This is a genomic window from Streptomyces sp. NPDC090083 (assembly GCF_044747445.1).
Taxonomy (GTDB): Bacteria; Actinomycetota; Actinomycetes; order Streptomycetales; family Streptomycetaceae; genus Streptomyces.
Map to the genome: position 1 here is coordinate 72,123 of NZ_JBIVED010000010.1, position 16,117 is coordinate 88,239.

Annotated in this window: 15 protein-coding genes and 1 riboswitch; of the genes, 11 read left to right on the forward strand and 4 right to left on the reverse strand. The window is 69.3% G+C overall.

Going from position 1 to position 16,117, the window contains the following annotated elements:
• Positions 1-10: 10 nt before the first annotated feature.
• Together gcvH and gcvT are read right to left on the reverse strand one after the other, a co-directional pair.
• On the reverse strand, positions 11-388 hold the full coding sequence (gene gcvH / locus ACIPTO_RS30690) for a glycine cleavage system protein GcvH (protein ID WP_266772778.1): 378 nt from the start codon (positions 386-388) through the stop codon (positions 11-13).
• Between the two features lie 110 nt (positions 389-498).
• Positions 499-1,641: a glycine cleavage system aminomethyltransferase GcvT gene (gene gcvT / locus ACIPTO_RS30695; protein WP_366320696.1), complete on the reverse strand. Its 1,143-nt coding sequence runs from the start codon at positions 1,639-1,641 to the stop codon at positions 499-501.
• Between the two features lie 141 nt (positions 1,642-1,782).
• Positions 1,783-1,881: riboswitch (glycine riboswitch) on the reverse strand.
• A gap of 149 nt (positions 1,882-2,030) precedes the next feature.
• Between gcvT and ACIPTO_RS30700 the strand changes: the two genes are divergently transcribed.
• The 10 genes from ACIPTO_RS30700 to ACIPTO_RS30745 all read left to right on the forward strand — a co-directional run bounded on the left by ACIPTO_RS30700 (position 2,031) and on the right by ACIPTO_RS30745 (position 13,322).
• Entirely contained in the window at positions 2,031-2,711 is a 681-nt protein-coding gene (locus tag ACIPTO_RS30700; RefSeq protein WP_401197929.1) for an AAA family ATPase, read from the forward strand.
• A gap of 64 nt (positions 2,712-2,775) precedes the next feature.
• Positions 2,776-3,561 (forward strand): enhanced serine sensitivity protein SseB, encoded by a 786-nt coding sequence (locus ACIPTO_RS30705; RefSeq protein ID WP_366320698.1) that lies wholly within the window; start codon positions 2,776-2,778, stop codon positions 3,559-3,561.
• A gap of 160 nt (positions 3,562-3,721) precedes the next feature.
• Positions 3,722-4,510, forward strand: a complete 789-nt coding sequence (locus ACIPTO_RS30710) for an enhanced serine sensitivity protein SseB C-terminal domain-containing protein (protein ID WP_366320700.1) — start codon at positions 3,722-3,724, stop codon at positions 4,508-4,510.
• Positions 4,511-4,854: 344 nt separating this feature from the next.
• Complete coding sequence (locus tag ACIPTO_RS30715) at positions 4,855-5,853, forward strand: ABC transporter permease (protein ID WP_366320702.1); 999 nt, start codon at positions 4,855-4,857, stop codon at positions 5,851-5,853.
• Positions 5,854-5,906: 53 nt separating this feature from the next.
• A complete protein-coding gene (locus ACIPTO_RS30720) occupies positions 5,907-7,658 on the forward strand; it encodes an ABC transporter substrate-binding protein (protein ID WP_401197544.1) in 1,752 nt (583 codons plus the stop codon).
• A gap of 75 nt (positions 7,659-7,733) precedes the next feature.
• Positions 7,734-8,741 carry an ABC transporter permease gene (locus ACIPTO_RS30725; protein ID WP_366320706.1) on the forward strand — a complete coding sequence of 336 codons (1,008 nt, stop codon included), beginning with the start codon at positions 7,734-7,736 and terminating at the stop codon, positions 8,739-8,741.
• Positions 8,738-9,844, forward strand: a complete 1,107-nt coding sequence (locus ACIPTO_RS30730) for an ABC transporter ATP-binding protein (RefSeq protein WP_366320708.1) — start codon at positions 8,738-8,740, stop codon at positions 9,842-9,844. The genes ACIPTO_RS30725 and ACIPTO_RS30730 overlap by 4 nt, the downstream gene beginning before the upstream one ends.
• Positions 9,841-11,115: an ABC transporter ATP-binding protein gene (locus ACIPTO_RS30735; protein ID WP_401197548.1), complete on the forward strand. Its 1,275-nt coding sequence runs from the start codon at positions 9,841-9,843 to the stop codon at positions 11,113-11,115. Before ACIPTO_RS30730 ends, ACIPTO_RS30735 begins: the two co-directional genes overlap by 4 nt.
• A 97-nt stretch (positions 11,116-11,212) precedes the next feature.
• Positions 11,213-12,604 (forward strand): M1 family metallopeptidase, encoded by a 1,392-nt coding sequence (locus ACIPTO_RS30740; protein ID WP_366320712.1) that lies wholly within the window; start codon positions 11,213-11,215, stop codon positions 12,602-12,604.
• Between the two features lie 46 nt (positions 12,605-12,650).
• Positions 12,651-13,322 (forward strand): trimeric intracellular cation channel family protein, encoded by a 672-nt coding sequence (locus ACIPTO_RS30745; RefSeq protein WP_366320714.1) that lies wholly within the window; start codon positions 12,651-12,653, stop codon positions 13,320-13,322.
• Here ACIPTO_RS30745 and ACIPTO_RS30750 read toward each other — a convergent pair.
• Entirely contained in the window at positions 13,216-14,454 is a 1,239-nt protein-coding gene (locus ACIPTO_RS30750) for an alpha/beta hydrolase (RefSeq protein WP_401197552.1), read from the reverse strand. The genes ACIPTO_RS30745 and ACIPTO_RS30750 overlap by 107 nt on opposite strands.
• 163 nt (positions 14,455-14,617) lie before the next feature.
• Between ACIPTO_RS30750 and ACIPTO_RS30755 the strand changes: the two genes are divergently transcribed.
• The gene (locus ACIPTO_RS30755) at positions 14,618-15,490 is read left to right on the forward strand and encodes a thioesterase family protein (protein ID WP_366320718.1); all 873 of its coding nucleotides are present in this window, start codon (positions 14,618-14,620) and stop codon (positions 15,488-15,490) included.
• Here ACIPTO_RS30755 and ACIPTO_RS30760 read toward each other — a convergent pair.
• Entirely contained in the window at positions 15,483-16,070 is a 588-nt protein-coding gene (locus tag ACIPTO_RS30760; RefSeq protein ID WP_401197555.1) for a TIGR03086 family metal-binding protein, read from the reverse strand. The genes ACIPTO_RS30755 and ACIPTO_RS30760 overlap by 8 nt on opposite strands.
• Between the last annotated feature and the right edge of the window lie 47 nt (positions 16,071-16,117).

Consider the following 16,117-nt stretch of genomic DNA (forward strand, 5'->3'; position numbering starts at 1 on the left):
CTACGACTCCTCAGCCGGCGGAAAACGCGGTGTACTCGTCGGCGGAGAGCAGGTCGCCCGGCTCCTCCGTGACGCGCACCTTGAACAGCCAGCCGCCCTCGAAGGGGGCCGAGTTCACCAGCGACGGGTCGTTCACGACGTCCTCGTTGATCTCGGTGACCTCGCCGCCGACGGGCGAGTACAGGTCGGACACCGACTTCGTCGACTCCAGCTCACCGCAGGACTCGCCCGCGGTCACCGTGGAGCCGACGTCGGGGAGCTGGGCGTAGACGACATCGCCGAGCGCGTTGGCCGCGTACTCGGTGATGCCGACCGTCGAGACGCCGTCCTCGGCGACCGACAGCCACTCGTGCTCCTTGCTGTAGCGCAGCTGCTGGGGGTTGCTCATGGCCTGAATTCTCCTGTACGCGGGGGAGTGCTGGTGAATGGGGAACTGCGGGGGCAACGGCGAACAGGGGCGATCCGCCCCAGGTCACACACGAGACGCTACGACGACTGTCACTTCTCGCGCTTGTAGAACGGCAGCGCCACGACCTCGTACGGCTCGTGACTGCCCCGGATGTCCACGCCGACACCGGCCGTGCCCGGCGCCGCGTGCGCCGCGTCGACATAGGCCATGGCGATCGGCCTGCCCAGCGTGGGGGAGGGGGCGCCGGAGGTGACCTCGCCGATCACCTGGCCGTCGGCGACGACCGGGTAACCGGCGCGCGGGACCCGGCGGCCCTCGGCGACGAGCCCGACGAGGACGCGCGGGGGCCGCGAGGCGGCGCGCTCGGCGGCGGCCTCCAGGGCCGTACGCCCGACGAAGTCGCCGTCCTTCTCGAACTTGACGACCCGGCCGAGCCCGGCGTCGAAGGGGGTGAGGGAGGTCGACAGCTCGTGGCCGTACAGCGGCATCCCGGCCTCCAGGCGCAGGGTGTCGCGGCAGGACAGACCGCACGGGATCAGCCCGGCCGCCGCCCCGGCCTCGGTCAGCGCCAGCCACAGCTTCTCCGCGTCGGCGGGGGAGACGAACAGCTCGAAGCCGTCCTCGCCGGTGTAGCCGGTGCGGGCGATCAGCGCGGGGACGCCCGCGACCGTGCCGGGCAGACCGGCGTAGTACTTCAGGCCGTCGAGGTCGGCGTCGGTGAGGGAGGCGAGGATGCCGGGGGACTCGGGGCCCTGGACGGCGAGCAGGGCGTACGCGTCACGGTCGTCGCGGACGACCGCGTCGAAGCCCGCGGCCCGCTCGGTGAGCGCGTCCAGCACGACCTGGGCGTTGGAGGCGTTGGCGACCACCATGTAGTGCGAGGACCCGGCCTCGGTGTCGGCGAGCCGGTAGACGATCAGGTCGTCCAGGATGCCGCCGTCGGCACGGCAGATCATGGTGTAGCGGGCGCGGCCGAGCCCGATGGAGGCGATGTTGCCGACCAGGGCGTGGTCGAGGAGCTGGGCGGCCTGCGGTCCGGTGACGGTGATCTCGCCCATGTGGGAGAGGTCGAACAGGCCGGCCTTCGTGCGGACGGCGAGGTGCTCGTCGCGTTCCGAGCCGTAGCGCAGCGGCATGTCCCAGCCGGCGAAGTCGGTCATCGTCGCACCGAGCGAGCGGTGCAGCGCGTCGAGTGCGGTGCGGCGCTTCTCAGGGGTGGCGTTACTGCTCATCGGTCGGTCTCCCAAGGCATGACGGCGAGGTCGTTCCTCCCCATCTGTCATCGGGACCTGAGAGGTTCGCCATGACCGGCGGGTCACGGGTTGCACCTTGGGTGGGACCACCGGGCACGGTGGTCCGCTTTTCAGATGTGCCTCGCCCGCGCGGTAACGGGGCCTGAGAGATTCAAGGGAGGGACTTGCTCCTTCGGCGCCCCGGCAACGGATGCCTGGGGACTCTCCCGCGCGGGTTCAAGCGGCCGGTATGCAGTTAGGCGGGCACATCATCGCACAGGCTTTGTAACAGGCCTGTGGCCGGACGCGCACCGAACCGCGAGACACCGTGCATTACCTTCTCTTTACGTTTGGTGGGGAGAACCTTTCCTGACCCCGCAGGGAGGACGATCACGGTGACAAGGACCACGGTGTACGCCACCGCCTCGGCCGCGGTGCTGCCCGAGCAGCCCTCCGCCCCGGCCGAGGAAGCCTGCCGGGACCGCCCGGCACCGGTCGTCCGCGACCTCCGCGAGCGCGCGGGCCACAGCCCGCACGGACTCCGCTTCGGCCCCCGTGACCTGGTCGTCGTCACCGGCCTGCCCGGCAGCGGCAAGTCCACGCTGATGCGGCGCGCGGTGACGGCCGACGGGATCCGCGTCGACAGCCAGGACACCCGCGACCGCTGGGACGTCCGCACGGCCGGCCGCCTCCCGTACGCGGTGTACCGCCCGCTGGTCCGCCTCGCCCACTACGCCGGACTGCACCGCGCGCTGCGCTCCGCGTCCGGAGCCGTCGTGCACGACTGCGGCACGCAGACCTGGGTGCGCGGCTGGCTGGCCCGCGCCGCCGGCCGCCGGGGCGGCACCCTCCACCTGGTCTTCCTCGACGTCACCCCGGACACCGCGCTCGACGGCCAGCGCGAGCGCGGACGCGGCGTCTCGCGGTACGCGTTCCTGCGCCACCGCCGGGCCGCCGCCCGCCTGCTGCGCTCGGTGGAGCGCGGCGAACTGCCGCACGGCGTGGGCTCGGCGGTCCTCCTGGACCGGGACGCGGCGGACGTGCTGCGCCGGATCGACTTCGCGGGCTGAGCCGCTAGCCTTTTCAGCCACAGCAGGGTTACAGCAGGCGGTTTCACCAGCAGGCGGTAGGTAGATGGACTTCCCGGCGGACTTCCCCGGACAGGCGTACCCGCACCCGCATCCGCACGGCGGATGGCCGGGCAACGAGCTGGAGGAGGTGCTCTCGGTGTCCCTCGGCATGCCCTCCGCAGGCGGCCGGATCGTCGAGGTGCTCGGCCGCAGCTTCGTCTGGGTCCCGCTCCCCAGCGGCGGCGGCCCGCAGAGCGGTCCCCTGGACCTGCCCACACTCGACATCGAGGGGCAGGCCTACGTCCCGGTCTTCAGCTCCGAGGAACAGTTCCGCCAGGTCGTCGGCTCGCATCTGTCGTTCACCATCGCGCCGGCGGTGGAGTTCGCCCGGGGCCTGCCCCCACAGGTCGGCATCGCCGTGAACCCCGGCGGCACGGTCGGCGTCCCGCTCCCGCCGCTCGCGGTGGCCGAGCTGTGCCGCTTCGGACGCACCGCCCTCGACGGCCCCACCAGCGGCGGACGCGTCCGCCTCTTCGAACCCGACTGGCAGGACGACCCGGTCGACTTCCTCGCCGCGGCCTCCGCCGAGTTCGCCGCGACCGGCGTCGTCGCCACGGCCCGCCGCTGCCTCGCCGCGATCGAGACGGCCACCCCGGTCATGTTCGTGGGCGTGGAACTCACCAACTGGGAGGGCGACTTGAGAGCGGCCCCGATGGAGGCCCTGGCGAAGGCGCTGGGTCAGGTGACGGTCCAGTGGCAGGTGAACCTGGTCCTCCTGGACGTCACTCAGGACCCGGTGGCGGAATGGATGAGGCAGACGGTGCGTCCCTTCTATACACAGGGTCACTGAGGAGTTCCGCAGGGGCGCGGGGCTGTGCCGGTCCGCGGCTCCGCCGCGGGGCCCGCCCGGCCGGCGACGCACCCGCGCCCGCCAACGCGCACAAGGCTCCCACCCCTGGGGCGCTTAAGCTGTTCCCCATCGCAGGGCACCTACAAAAAGGAGCGGACACGTGAGCGCCAGCGGCACCGCGACCGGCCAGGTCGAGCACATGCTGCGCCAAGTGACCCCCGGGCGCTACGACGCCTACGAGGCGCTCCTGCGCGCCCTCGCGACCCCCCACTCCGGTCAGATCTGGATGCTGCTGTGGCACGGCCAGTCCGGCTCCCCGGACGCCCAGTACGGAAACATGCAGGTGGAGGGCCACGGCTACGCCCCGTGCGTCACCTCGGCCCAGGAGCTCTCCGCGAGCGGCTGGAACCGTTCGTACGAGGTGGTCGACGGCCTGGACGTGGCCCGCACCCTGTACCCCGACCACTACGGCCTCTGGCTCAACCCGCACGCCCCCGGCGGCGGCGTCGGCATCCCCTGGCTCGACCTGCGCAGAATCGCCACCGGCCTGGAACGCCAGCCGGCGGGCCCGCTGCGCCTGTCGGAGCCGGGTATCGAGATCCCCCAGTTCTACGCCCTGCTCACGCAGAACGCCCACCGCACCTCGGCGGTCCGTTCGCTGCGCCGCGCCTGGGTCCAGCCCGCGCTCGGAGCGCCGTATCTCGCGATCGGGCTGGACGTCTACGACACCAGCCCGCCCGCCGTGGACTCGGTGCGCGGCATGATGCAGCAGTCGATCGGCGCGGTCCCCGAGGGGCTGCCGGTGTCGACGGTCGCGATGTCCGACGAGTACGACCCGGTGGCGCTGTGGCTGCGCGCCAACTCCCGCCCGTTCTACGACCGTGAGGCCCATGCGGCGCCCGCTCAGGCGGGTGGGTACGGATACCCCCCCGTCCGTGGTGGATACTGAACCCGCGAGTCCTCTTCTCAGCTTCTCCGCAGGATTTACGTCTACAGCACATTTCTTCGCGCGTAGACGGCGGTGAGTTGCCCCAAAAGACGCCGGAACACCGTTCTGTCCCAAGTGCCCGGCGTCCGGGGGGCGTTACCCACTGTTCGGATAACGGAATCCCTAGTTAAGCATCACGGTTGCGCATACTTTCGCCGTCAGACCTGGCGGGTGATCGCAGCCACGCTGAAGACTCGCGACTCAGGCACAGGGTCCGGGTACCCGTGTCCACTGCATGTCGACAAAGCCGCTAATCCGCGGCAGGCGTAAGCCGGTAACCAACCGGCGAGAGGGGTCGGGTCACAGTGACCGCACCGATCGAGACCACGGGGGCGGAAGCCGGGGCGCAGCCAGAGGCTGTGCTGGCCGGCGCCGACAAGGCGCAGATCGAGGGCCGTTCCCTTGGACAGATCGCCTGGACCCGCTTCAAGAAGGACAAGGTCGCCGTCGTCGGCGGTGCCATCGTCGTCCTGCTGATCCTGGTCGCGGTGCTCTCCCGTCCCATCCAGGCCCTGTTCGGCCTGGACCCGGACGCCTTCCACCAGAACCTGATCGACGCCAACACCTCGCTGCCCAAGGGCGGTTGGGGCGGCATGAGCTGGGACCACCCGCTCGGCGTCGACCCGCAGTTCGGCCGTGACGTCGCCACCCGCATCCTGGAGGGCTCCTGGGTCTCCCTGGTCGTCGCCTTCGGCGCCACGATCCTCTCCAACGTGATCGGCACGATCCTCGGCGTCGTCGCCGGGTTCTACGGCGGCCGGGTCGACTCGATCATCAGCCGGCTGATGGACACCTTCCTCGCCTTCCCCCTCCTGCTGTTCGCCATCGCGATCTCGGCGACCCTGCAGGGCGGCGCCTTCGGCCTCAACGGCCTGCCGCTGCACCTGTCCGTGCTGATCTTCGTCATCGGCTTCTTCAACTGGCCCTACCTCGGCCGGATCGTCCGCGGCCAGACCCTCGCCCTGCGCGAGCGGGAGTTCGTGGACGCCTCCCGGGGGATGGGAGCCAAGGGGCCGTACATCCTCTTCCGGGAGCTGCTGCCCAATCTGGTCGGCCCGATCATCGTCTACTCGACGCTGCTCATCCCGACGAACATCCTCTTCGAGGCGTCCCTCAGCTTCCTCGGGGTCGGTATCCAGCCCCCGCAGGCATCCTGGGGCGGCATGCTGCGCGACGCGGTCACCTATTACGAGGTCGACCCCGCCTACATGATCGTGCCCGGCCTCGCCATCTTTGTGACCGTCCTGGCGTTCAACCTGCTCGGCGACGGTCTCCGCGACGCTCTCGACCCCCGCAGCCGCTAGGGCCCGCACCCGAGAGTTCATCAAGTTTCCGACAATGGAGGAAGCAGACCATCATGCGAAGGTCAGCGCTGGCCGCAGTTGCGGCCATCGGCTCTGCGACACTGCTCGTGGCAGGTTGCAGCAAGGCCGATGACAACAAGAGTGACGACGGTGGGACGAAGGCGGCTGGGGCCAACGCAGCGACCAAGGACGTCGTCAACGCCTCTACCCACAAGGGCGGGACGGTCACCTACGAACTGTCCGACGTTCCGGACTCGTTCGACCCGGGCAACACGTACTACGCGTACATGTACAACTTCAGCCGGCTGTACGCCCGTCCGCTGATGACGTTCGAGCCCGGCCCCGGTTCCAAGGGCAACACCCTGGTCCCGGACCTCGCCGCGAGCAAGGGTGTCTCCAGCGACGGCGGCAAGACCTGGACGTACAAGCTGCGTTCGGGCCTGAAGTACCAGGACGGCTCGGCGATCACGTCCAAGGACGTCAAGTACGCCGTGGAGCGTTCGAACTTCGCGCGTGACGTGCTCTCCCTCGGCCCGAACTACTTCCAGCAGTTCCTGGTCGGCGGCAAGGACTACAAGGGTCCCTACAAGGACAAGAGCGCCGAGGGCCTCAAGTCCATCGAGACCCCGGACGACACCACCATCGTCTTCCACCTGAACACGGCCTTCCAGGAGTTCGACTACCTGGTCGCGGCGCCGCAGACGGCTCCGGTGCCGCAGGCGAAGGACACCGGCGTCGACTACGTCAAGAACATCGTGTCCTCCGGCTCGTACCAGTTCCAGAGCTACCAGGACGGCAAGCAGGCCGTCCTCGTGCGCAACAAGAACTGGGACGCCTCGACGGACCCGCTGCGCAAGCAGTACCCGGACAAGATCGTCGTGAACCTGAAGGTGAACGCCGACACGATCGACAAGGACGTCCTCGCGGGCAACGCGATCGACATGGGCGGTACCGGCGTCCAGGCCGCGACCCAGGCGCAGCTGCTGACCTCGGCCGACAAGAAGGCCGGCACGGACAACACCTTCGGTGGCCGTCTCGTCTACATGGCGATCAACACCAAGGTGAAGCCGTTCGACAACATCCAGTGCCGCAAGGCCGTCGAGTACGCCATCGACAAGGTCTCGGTGCAGACCGCCGAGGGCGGCCCGATCCGCGGCGAGATCGCCTCCACCGTCCTGCCGCCGGACATCACCGGCTACGTCAAGGACAACCAGTACGCCACCACCGGCGACAAGGGTGACGCGGCCAAGGCCAAGGACGCCCTGAAGGCCTGTGGCAAGACGTCGATCTCGACGAACCTGTCGGCCCGCAGCGACCGTCCGCAGGAGATCTCCGCGGCCACCGCGATCATCAACTCGCTGAAGGCCGTCGGCATCAACGCCAGCCTGAAGCAGTACCCGTCGGGCAAGTACTTCACCGACTACGCGGGTGTCCCGAAGTTCACCGAGCAGCAGAACATCGGCCTGATCATGATGCAGTGGGGTGCCGACTGGCCCTCCGGCTACGGCTTCGAGCAGCAGATCCTGAACGGTGAGGCGATCGGTGCCTCGGGCAACACCAACCTGTCGCAGTACGACAACAAGACGGTCAACGACCTCCTCGCCAAGGCCATCGGCACCGAGGACGTCACTGCCCGCAACAACATGTACGCCCAGATCGACAAGCAGACCATGAGCGACGCGGCCCTCGTTCCGCTGACCTACTTCAAGGTCCTGCTCGCCCGTCCGGCGAACTACAGCAACCTGGTGTCGACGGCGGCCTTCAGCGGCCAGTACGACTACCTCAACATCGGCACCACGAAGTAGTCGTAGCCCCGGAAGGCAGGTGAAGGCATTGGTGCCCGCGGGCTTTGCGGCCCGCGGGCACCAGCGCCGATCCCCGTGATCTCGTACATTCTCCGTCGGACGGTCGCAGCGGTGATCCTGCTGCTGGTCGTCTCCGCGGTCACCTTCGGCATCTTCTTCCTGCTGCCACGGCTCGCCGGCCAGACCGCGGACCAGCTGGCCCAGCAGTACATCGGGAAGAGCCCGTCGGCGGCGGACATCGCCGCGGTCAAGCACAACCTGGGTCTGGACCAGCCCCTCTACCAGCAGTACTGGCACTTCATCAAGGGGATCGTGTCGGGGGCCACCTACAACCTCGGCCCGACCACCGTGCACTGCAACGCGCCCTGCTTCGGCTACTCCTTCAAGGACCACGTCGAGGTCTGGCCGCAGCTCACCTCCCGCCTTCCGGTCACCATCTCGCTGGCCGCCGGCGCCGCCGTGCTGTGGCTCCTGTCGGGTGTCACCGTCGGTGTGATCTCCGCGCTCAAGCCGCGGTCGTTCTTCGACCGCGCCTTCATGGGCGTGGCGCTCGCGGGTGTCTCGCTGCCCATGTTCTTCACGGGCAACCTGGCCATCCTGCTCTTCACCTACCAGTGGCCGATCTTCGGCCGCACCTACGTCCCGTTCACCGAGAACCCGGCGCAGTGGGCCAACACCCTCTTCCCGGCGTGGTGTTCGCTCGCGCTCCTGTACTCCGCCATCTACGCGCGGCTCACCCGCTCGGGCATGCTGGAGACGATGAACGAGGACTTCATCCGCACGGCCCGCGCCAAGGGCCTGCGGGAACGCAACGTCGTCGTCAAGCACGGTCTGCGGGCCGCCCTGACGCCGATCATCACCGTCTTCGGCATGGACCTCGGTCTGCTGCTCGGCGGCGCTCTGATCACCGAGTCGGTGTTCTCCCTGCACGGCATCGGGCAGTACGCGGTGCAGTCGATCGAGAGCAACGACCTGCCCCCGATCCTCGGCGTGACGCTGCTCGCAGCGTTCTTCGTCGTCATCGCAAATCTTCTGGTGGACCTTCTCTACGCCGCCGCCGACCCGCGGGTGAGGCTCTCGTGACCGACCTTGATCCCCTGTCCGCGACCGGCGCCGCGGTCGGCGAGCCCGTCGACTCGGCGAAGTCGGCCCCGAACGCGTTCCTCGAGGTCCGCGACCTCAAGGTGCACTTCCCGACCGACGACGGCCTGGTCAAGTCCGTCGACGGGCTCAGCTTCTCGCTGGAGAAGGGCAAGACCCTCTCCATCGTGGGCGAGTCGGGCTCGGGCAAGTCCGTCACCTCGCTGGCGATCATGGGCCTGCACCGGCTGGGCGCGCGCGGCAAGAACGTGCAGATGTCGGGCGAGATCTGGCTCGACGGCCAGGAACTGGTCGGGGCGCAGCCGGACGAGGTGCGCAAGCTCCGCGGCAAGCAGATGTCCATGATCTTCCAGGACCCGCTGTCCGCGATGCACCCGTACTACAAGATCGGCGACCAGATCGTCGAGGCGTACCGGGTCCACCACGACGTCAGCAAGAAGGTCGCCCGCACGCGCGCCATCGAGATGCTCGACCGGGTCGGCATCCCCGAGCCCGCCAAGCGTGTCGACGGCTACCCGCACGAGTTCTCCGGCGGTATGCGCCAGCGCGCCATGATCGCGATGGCCCTGGTCAACAACCCCGAACTGCTCATCGCGGACGAGCCGACGACCGCCCTGGACGTCACCGTCCAGGCGCAGATCCTCGACCTCATCCGGGACCTGCAGAAGGAGTTCGGCTCCGCGGTCGTCCTCATCACGCACGACCTCGGTGTCGTCGCCGAGATCGCCGACGACGTCCTGGTCATGTACGGCGGCCGGTGCGTGGAGCGCGGTCCCGTCGACGAGATCTTCGAGAAGCCGCAACACCCGTACACCTGGGGCCTGTTGGGTTCGATGCCGCGCATCGACCGGGAGACCTCGGAGCGGCTCATCCCGGTCAAGGGCCAGCCGCCGAGCCTCATCAACGTCCCTTCGGGCTGCGCCTTCCACCCGCGCTGCCCGTACGCGGACATCCCCAAGGGCGATGTCACGCGAACCGTGCGTCCCGAGCTGGCGCAGGTCGCCGGCGGGCACTGGTCCGCCTGTCACCTCCCGGCCGAGGACCGTACGCGGATCTGGACCGAAGAGATTGCGCCGAAGCTGTGAGCGATACGAAGAAACAGACCGCGGCCGTGCCCGGGCAGGCGGCCTCCTCGGAGGACCGCGAGGTGCTGCTCAAGGTCGAGGGCCTGAAGAAGCACTTCCCCATCAAGAAGGGGATCCTGCAGCGCCAGGTCGCCGCGGTGAAGGCCGTCGACGGCATCGACTTCGAGGTGCGCAAGGGCGAGACCCTGGGCGTCGTCGGTGAGTCGGGCTGCGGCAAGTCGACCATGGGGCGGGTCATCACCCGGCTCCAGGACCCGACGGGCGGCTCGATCCACTTCGAGGGCCAGGACATCACGACCCTGAACTCGGCCGGGATGCGTCCGCTGCGGCGGGACATCCAGATGATCTTCCAGGACCCGTACGGCTCCCTGAACCCCCGGCACACCATCGGTTCGATCGTCTCGGCGCCGTTCCGGCTGCAGGGCGTGGAGCCCGAGGGCGGGGTGAAGAAGGAGGTCCAGCGCCTCCTGGAGCTGGTGGGCCTGAGCCCCGAGCACTTCAACCGCTACCCGCACGAGTTCTCCGGTGGTCAGCGCCAGCGCATCGGCATCGCCCGCGCGCTCGCGCTCAAGCCGAAGCTCGTGGTGGCGGACGAGCCGGTCTCGGCGCTCGACGTGTCGATCCAGGCGCAGGTCGTCAACCTCATGGACGACCTCCAGTCGGAGCTCGGCCTGACGTACGTGATCATCGCGCACGACCTCTCCGTGGTCCGGCACGTCTCGGACCGCATCGCGGTGATGTACCTCGGCAAGATCGTCGAACTCGCGGACCGCACCTCGCTGTACGAGGCGCCGATGCACCCGTACACCAAGGCCCTGATGTCGGCCGTGCCGGTGCCGGACCCCAAGCGCCGGGGCGCCAAGAGCGAGCGCATCCTGCTCAAGGGCGACGTCCCCTCGCCGATCTCGCCGCCGAGCGGCTGCCGTTTCCACACGCGCTGCTGGAAGGCGACGGAGATCTGCAAGACGTCGGAGCCCCAGCTGGTCGAGCTGCGGCCCGGCCAGCAGGTCGCCTGCCACCACCCGGAGAACTTCGCGGACCAGGCCCCGCAGGACACGGTCCTGCTGAGCGCCGCGAAGGAAGCGGTGGAGCTGGTGGGCTCGGCGGTCCTGGAGAAGCCGGCGGAGACGCCCGGGGCGGAGACCCCGAAGACGGCGGCTCCAAGGACGACGGTCACGGAGACCCCGAAGGCGGAGACCTCCGCGCCGGAGGCTCCGAAGGCGGAGGCCTCCGAGGCGGAGTCGGGTGACCAGGAGTCAACTGCCAAGTAGCACATGACGAGTTGGTAAAGTCATGGTCATGGCAAAACGGGAGAGTGCAGAGTCTGGCGTGTCCGTCTGATCGGAAACGCACCCGAAGGGACGACTCATGGCACTCTCCCGTTCGGCACGTCTGGGGGCCCTCGCGACCGCGGCGGCCTCTTTTCTCGTCATCGCCGCCTCGCCCGCCCCCACCCCTGGCGCCGACGGCATCGGTGACCCCTACTTCCCCCAGCTCGGCAACGGCGGCTTCGACGCCCGGCACTACGACCTCGACGTCGCCTACAACCCCGACACCGACCGTCTCGACGGCCGTACGACCCTCACCGCCCGCGCCACCCAGAACCTCTCCTCCTTCGACCTGGACCTCCAGAAGCTGGAGGTCACCAAGGTCCAAGTGAACGGAAGACAGGCCAAGTTCACCCGCTCGGGCGACGAACTGCGCATCACGCCGAGGGACTTCCTCCGCAAGGGCAGGGACTTCACGGTCTCGGTCACCTACGGCGGTGTCCCCGAACCCCTCAACGGGCCCATCGTGTTCGGCTCCGACTACGGCTGGATGAAGACCGCCGACGGCGTCTTCGTCGCCTGCGAGCCCAACGCCGCCTCCACCTGGTTCCCGTCCAGCGACCACCCCTCCGACAAGGCCACCTACGACATCCGCATCAAGGCTCCCAAGGGCCTCACCGGAGTCTCCAACGGCCGGCTCGTCTCGACGTACAGCAAGGGTGCCTCGACGTACACCCACTGGCGCGAGAGCAAGCCCATGGCGACCTATCTCGCGACCGCCACCATCGGGAAGTTCGACGTGAAGACGGGCAGGACGCCCGGCGGCACCCCGATCTACGTCGCCATCGACCCCGTCCTCGCCAACAGCAACAGCGTCGACGTGTACGCGGTGACGGCCGCCGCCACCGACTACTGGTCGCAGCTGTTCGGGCCGTACCCCTTCGAGGAGACCGGCGCGATCGTCGACGACATGCCGGAGGCCGGGTTCTCGCTGGAGGTGCAGAGCAAGCCCGCCTACTCGGCCGTGCGCAGCGAGACGACGATCGTGCACGAGCTGGCCCACCAGTGGTTCGGCGACTCCGTGTCGGTCGCGCACTGGAAGGACATCTGGCTCAACGAGGGCTTCGCGACCTACGCCCAGTGGCTGTGGGCCGAGCACCAGGGCACCCGCACCGCGCACGACTCCTTCCTGGCCGGCTACACCTCGCGCCCCGCCGACAACGCCTTCTGGCAGACCGTCGTGGCGGACCCGCAGCGCGACACGATGTTCGCCTCCGCCGTCTACCAGCGCGGCGCGATGACCCTCCAGATGCTCCGTGAACGCATCGGCGACACCGCGTTCTTCAAGCTGCTCCCCGCCTGGACCAAGCTCCACCGCTACGGCAACGGCGACACCGCCGGGTTCATCAAGCTCGCCGAGAAGATCAGCGGGCAGCAGCTCGACGACCTGTTCCGGACCTGGCTGTACACACCGGGCAAGCCCACCCTCTAGCTCCGCCGGAGAACCGCCGACCGATCCCCACGAGTAACAATGTGGGGTGCTTCAGCAACTGTTCAGCCCCTCCGTCCAGCACACGCTCGACCTCGTCGGCATCTTCGTGTTCGCCATCTCCGGCGCGCTGCTGGCCGTCCGCAAGAACTTCGACGTGTTCGGCATCGCCGTGCTCGCCGAGGTCACCGCGCTGGGCGGAGGGGTGTTCCGCGACCTCATCATCGGGGCGGTGCCCCCGGCCGCCTTCACGGACCTCGGGTACTTCAGCACCCCGCTCTTCGCCGCGCTCCTCGTGTTCTTCCTCCATCCCCACGTGGAGCGCATCCAGTCCGGCGTCAACGTCTTCGACGCGGCGGGACTCGGCCTGTTCTGTGTCACCGGCACGGTGAAGGCCTACGACTACGGGCTCGGCCTGACCTCCTCGGTGGCCCTCGGTCTCGGATCCGCCGTCGGCGGCGGTGTGCTGCGGGACGTGCTGGCCAACGAGACCCCGTCCCTGCTCCGCTGGGACCGCGACCTGTACGCGGTCCCGGCGATCGTCGGCGCCACCATGGTGGCCGTCTGCATCCGCTACGACGCCGTGACCCCGTTCACCAGCGGGCTCGCGGTCGTCACCGCTTTCGTGCTCCGCCTGCTCGCGATGCGGTTCCACTGGCGAGCTCCGCGGGCGTGGAACCGGCGTTCGACCGTCCGTGAGGATCCGACGTCGACTTCGTGATCCGGGGGCGGTTCTGCCCCAGCTCCAGGGTCAGCCAGCGGAACACCGTCTTCACCTGGGGCCGCCACAGCGCCATGGTGTGCCCGCCGTCGCTGCGCGGCAGGAACACCACGTGCACGCTCGTCGGCGCCTTCGCGATCTGTTCGAGGGCCACGCCCGCCTGGTACCCGTCGCCGGACTCGCCGGACAGGTACATCGCGATCGGCGGCGGTGTGGCCGCCTTCCGCAGCAGCAGGTAGGGGTTGTTCGCCTCGCGCAGGGCCAGGTTCTGCGCGGCCAGCGAGTTGCGTTCGCCGATCGGGTCGTTGTAGCCGGACATGCTCACCGCGGCCTGGTAGCGGTCGGGGTGGGCGACGGCGAGCTTGACGGCGCAGTGCGCGCCGGCCGAGTAACCGGCGACGCCCCAGCCCTTGGGCGCGGGCTGGGCGCGGAAGTTGTCCATGACCATCTTCGGCACGTCGACACTGAGCCAGGTGTCGGCGTTGACCGTGCCCGGGATGTTGGCGCACCCGGTGTCCACACCGGCCAGCAAGTTGTAGCGCGGCGCGACCAGGATGAAGGGCGCGATCCGCCCGCTCCTCATCAGCGGCTCCAGCTGCTGGGTCACGTGCATCGACCCGAACCAGGCCTTGGCGGAGCCGGGCCAGCCCGGGAGCAGTTCCACGACGGGGAACTTCCTGTGGCGGTAGGCCGCCTCCTTGTACTGCGGCGGGGTCCAGACGTAGACCTCGGCGTTCACGCCCGACACCCGGCCCTTGAGCTGGGTGACCTCGACCTGGCCCGCGGAGCTCATGCCGGGTCCGCCGGCGGCGGAGAAGTCCTGCTTCACCTTGGGCAGCCGGTTCAGCGAGATGTTCCCGGTGCCGTTCCTGCCGAGGTTCGCGGCCTGCTGGACGTGGTTGCCAGTGCCGAGCAGGTCGGCCCAGTTGTCGTAGAGGTTGTTCTGGTTGTTGACCATGACGAAGACCAGGGTGACGGCCGTCGCCTGGGCGAACAGCAGCATCAGGGTCCGCGCCGCCACGCGTACGGCCTTGGGGCCGCGCATCCGCGACCACAGCACGAGCGGCAGTATGAGGGCGACGATCGTCAGCACGACCGCGGTGTAGAGGAACGGAGTCCCGGTGAGGCTCATGTCCCCAAAGAGGGGGATCGCGGGCCGCCGGTCACGGACGAGTTCGGACACTTACCAAGAAATTGCCGGTTCCTCACCCGGGCGGCTCCGGAGCGGCCGGTGGTTTCATCTGCCCGCAACAACAAAGCTACCGCTTAGTAATTACCTGTTGTACGGTTCATCCATGCCAGAAGCAGCATCCGCACCGGCGGCCACCGAGGCTCCCCGGGCCACCGTCGGCGACAGCGAGTTCGACCGCGACACCGCCGTCGTCCGCCGCGCGCCGGGCGTCTACGACATCGACCTCTCGGCCGGCTGGACGATCATCAGCGCCGTCAACGGCGGCTACCTCCTCGCCGTCCTGGGCCGCGCCCTCGCGGACGCGCTGCCGCACGGCGACCCGTTCACGATCTCCGCGCACTACCTGACCGCGTCCCAGCCCGGCCCCGCGGTCATCCGCACCGACACGGTCCGCACCGGCCGCACCCTCTCCACCGGCCAGGCGTCCCTCTTCCAGTACGACGACGAGGGCGCGGAGGTCGAGCGCATCCGCGTCCTCGCCTCCTACGGCGACCTCGACGCCCTCCCCGACGACGTCCGGACGACGGCACGCCCGCCGGCCCTCCCGCCCATGGACCAGTGCTTCGGCCCCGAGGACGGGCCCGCCCCCGTCCCCGGCAGCTCGGCCATCACCGACCGCCTGATGCTCAAGCTCGACCCGTCCACCCTCGGCTGGGCCCTCGGCGCGCCCTCCGGCAAGGGCGAGATGCGTTCCTGGTTCGGCCTCGCGGACGGCCGTGACGCGGACCCGCTCTCGCTGCTCCTGGCGGTGGACGCGCTCCCGCCGACCGCCTTCGAGATCGGCCTGAAGGGATGGGTCCCCACGGTCGAACTCACCGTCCACGTCCGGGCCCGGCCCGCGCCGGGGCCGCTGCGGGTGTCGATCACCACCCGCAACCTGGCCGGCGGCTTCCTGGAGGAGGACGCGGAGATCTGGGACAGCGCGGACCGACTGGTCGCGCAGTCACGGCAGTTGGCGCGGGTCCGGCTCAGCTGACCGGCGCCCGCCCCAGCCAGGCCGCCAACCGGCCGTAGGCGTCGGCCCCTTCGGGTGCCGTCCGGGCCGTGGCGAAGGGCGTGTCCGCGTCCCGCTCGGCGTCGGGCAGCATCCGGCGGGCGACGGCGAGGGCGAACTCGGCCAGTTCCGGGTCGAGTCGGACCGGGTGGCCCAGCGCCTCGGAGAGGTCCCAGGCGTGGGTGACGTTCTCCATGACATAGCCCGAGAGCGCGATCCGTCCCGGTGCCTCCCCCCACGGGACCCGGACCGGCGCGTCCAGCCGGGCGTCGTCCGCCCAGGCCTTCCCGACCCGGACGCGGGCCTCGTCGTAGGCGGCCGTCCAGCCGCTGTCGTCGACGCCGTCCACGAAGGGGTGGACGGCCAGGCCGTCGCCGCCCTCGCCGATCGTCGCGATCCGGTGGGTGCCGCCGACGAGATGGCTCAGCAGGGTCCGTACGTCGAACTCCGCGCAGGGGGTCGGGCCGTCCAGCTGCTCCGGCCGTACCGTCCCGACCAGGGCTGCGGCCTGCTCGGTGGCGCGGGTGTACAGGGGGCGGGGGTCGTTCGTCTCGGTGGTCATGGCAGTGATGCTCGACCCATAACCTGACAGTTTCCGTCAACATTTGC

Coding starts and splice junctions, on each gene's coding strand:
- gcvH (WP_266772778.1), bottom strand. CDS start 388: ATGAGCAACCCCCAGCAGCTGCGCTACAGCAAGGAGCACGAGTGGCTG.
- gcvT (WP_366320696.1), bottom strand. CDS start 1,641: ATGAGCAGTAACGCCACCCCTGAGAAGCGCCGCACCGCACTCGACGCG.
- ACIPTO_RS30705 (WP_366320698.1), top strand. CDS start 2,776: ATGGACTTCCCGGCGGACTTCCCCGGACAGGCGTACCCGCACCCGCAT.
- ACIPTO_RS30720 (WP_401197544.1), top strand. CDS start 5,907: ATGCGAAGGTCAGCGCTGGCCGCAGTTGCGGCCATCGGCTCTGCGACA.
- ACIPTO_RS30740 (WP_366320712.1), top strand. CDS start 11,213: ATGGCACTCTCCCGTTCGGCACGTCTGGGGGCCCTCGCGACCGCGGCG.
- ACIPTO_RS30750 (WP_401197552.1), bottom strand. CDS start 14,454: ATGAGCCTCACCGGGACTCCGTTCCTCTACACCGCGGTCGTGCTGACG.
- ACIPTO_RS30755 (WP_366320718.1), top strand. CDS start 14,618: ATGCCAGAAGCAGCATCCGCACCGGCGGCCACCGAGGCTCCCCGGGCC.
- ACIPTO_RS30760 (WP_401197555.1), bottom strand. CDS start 16,070: ATGACCACCGAGACGAACGACCCCCGCCCCCTGTACACCCGCGCCACC.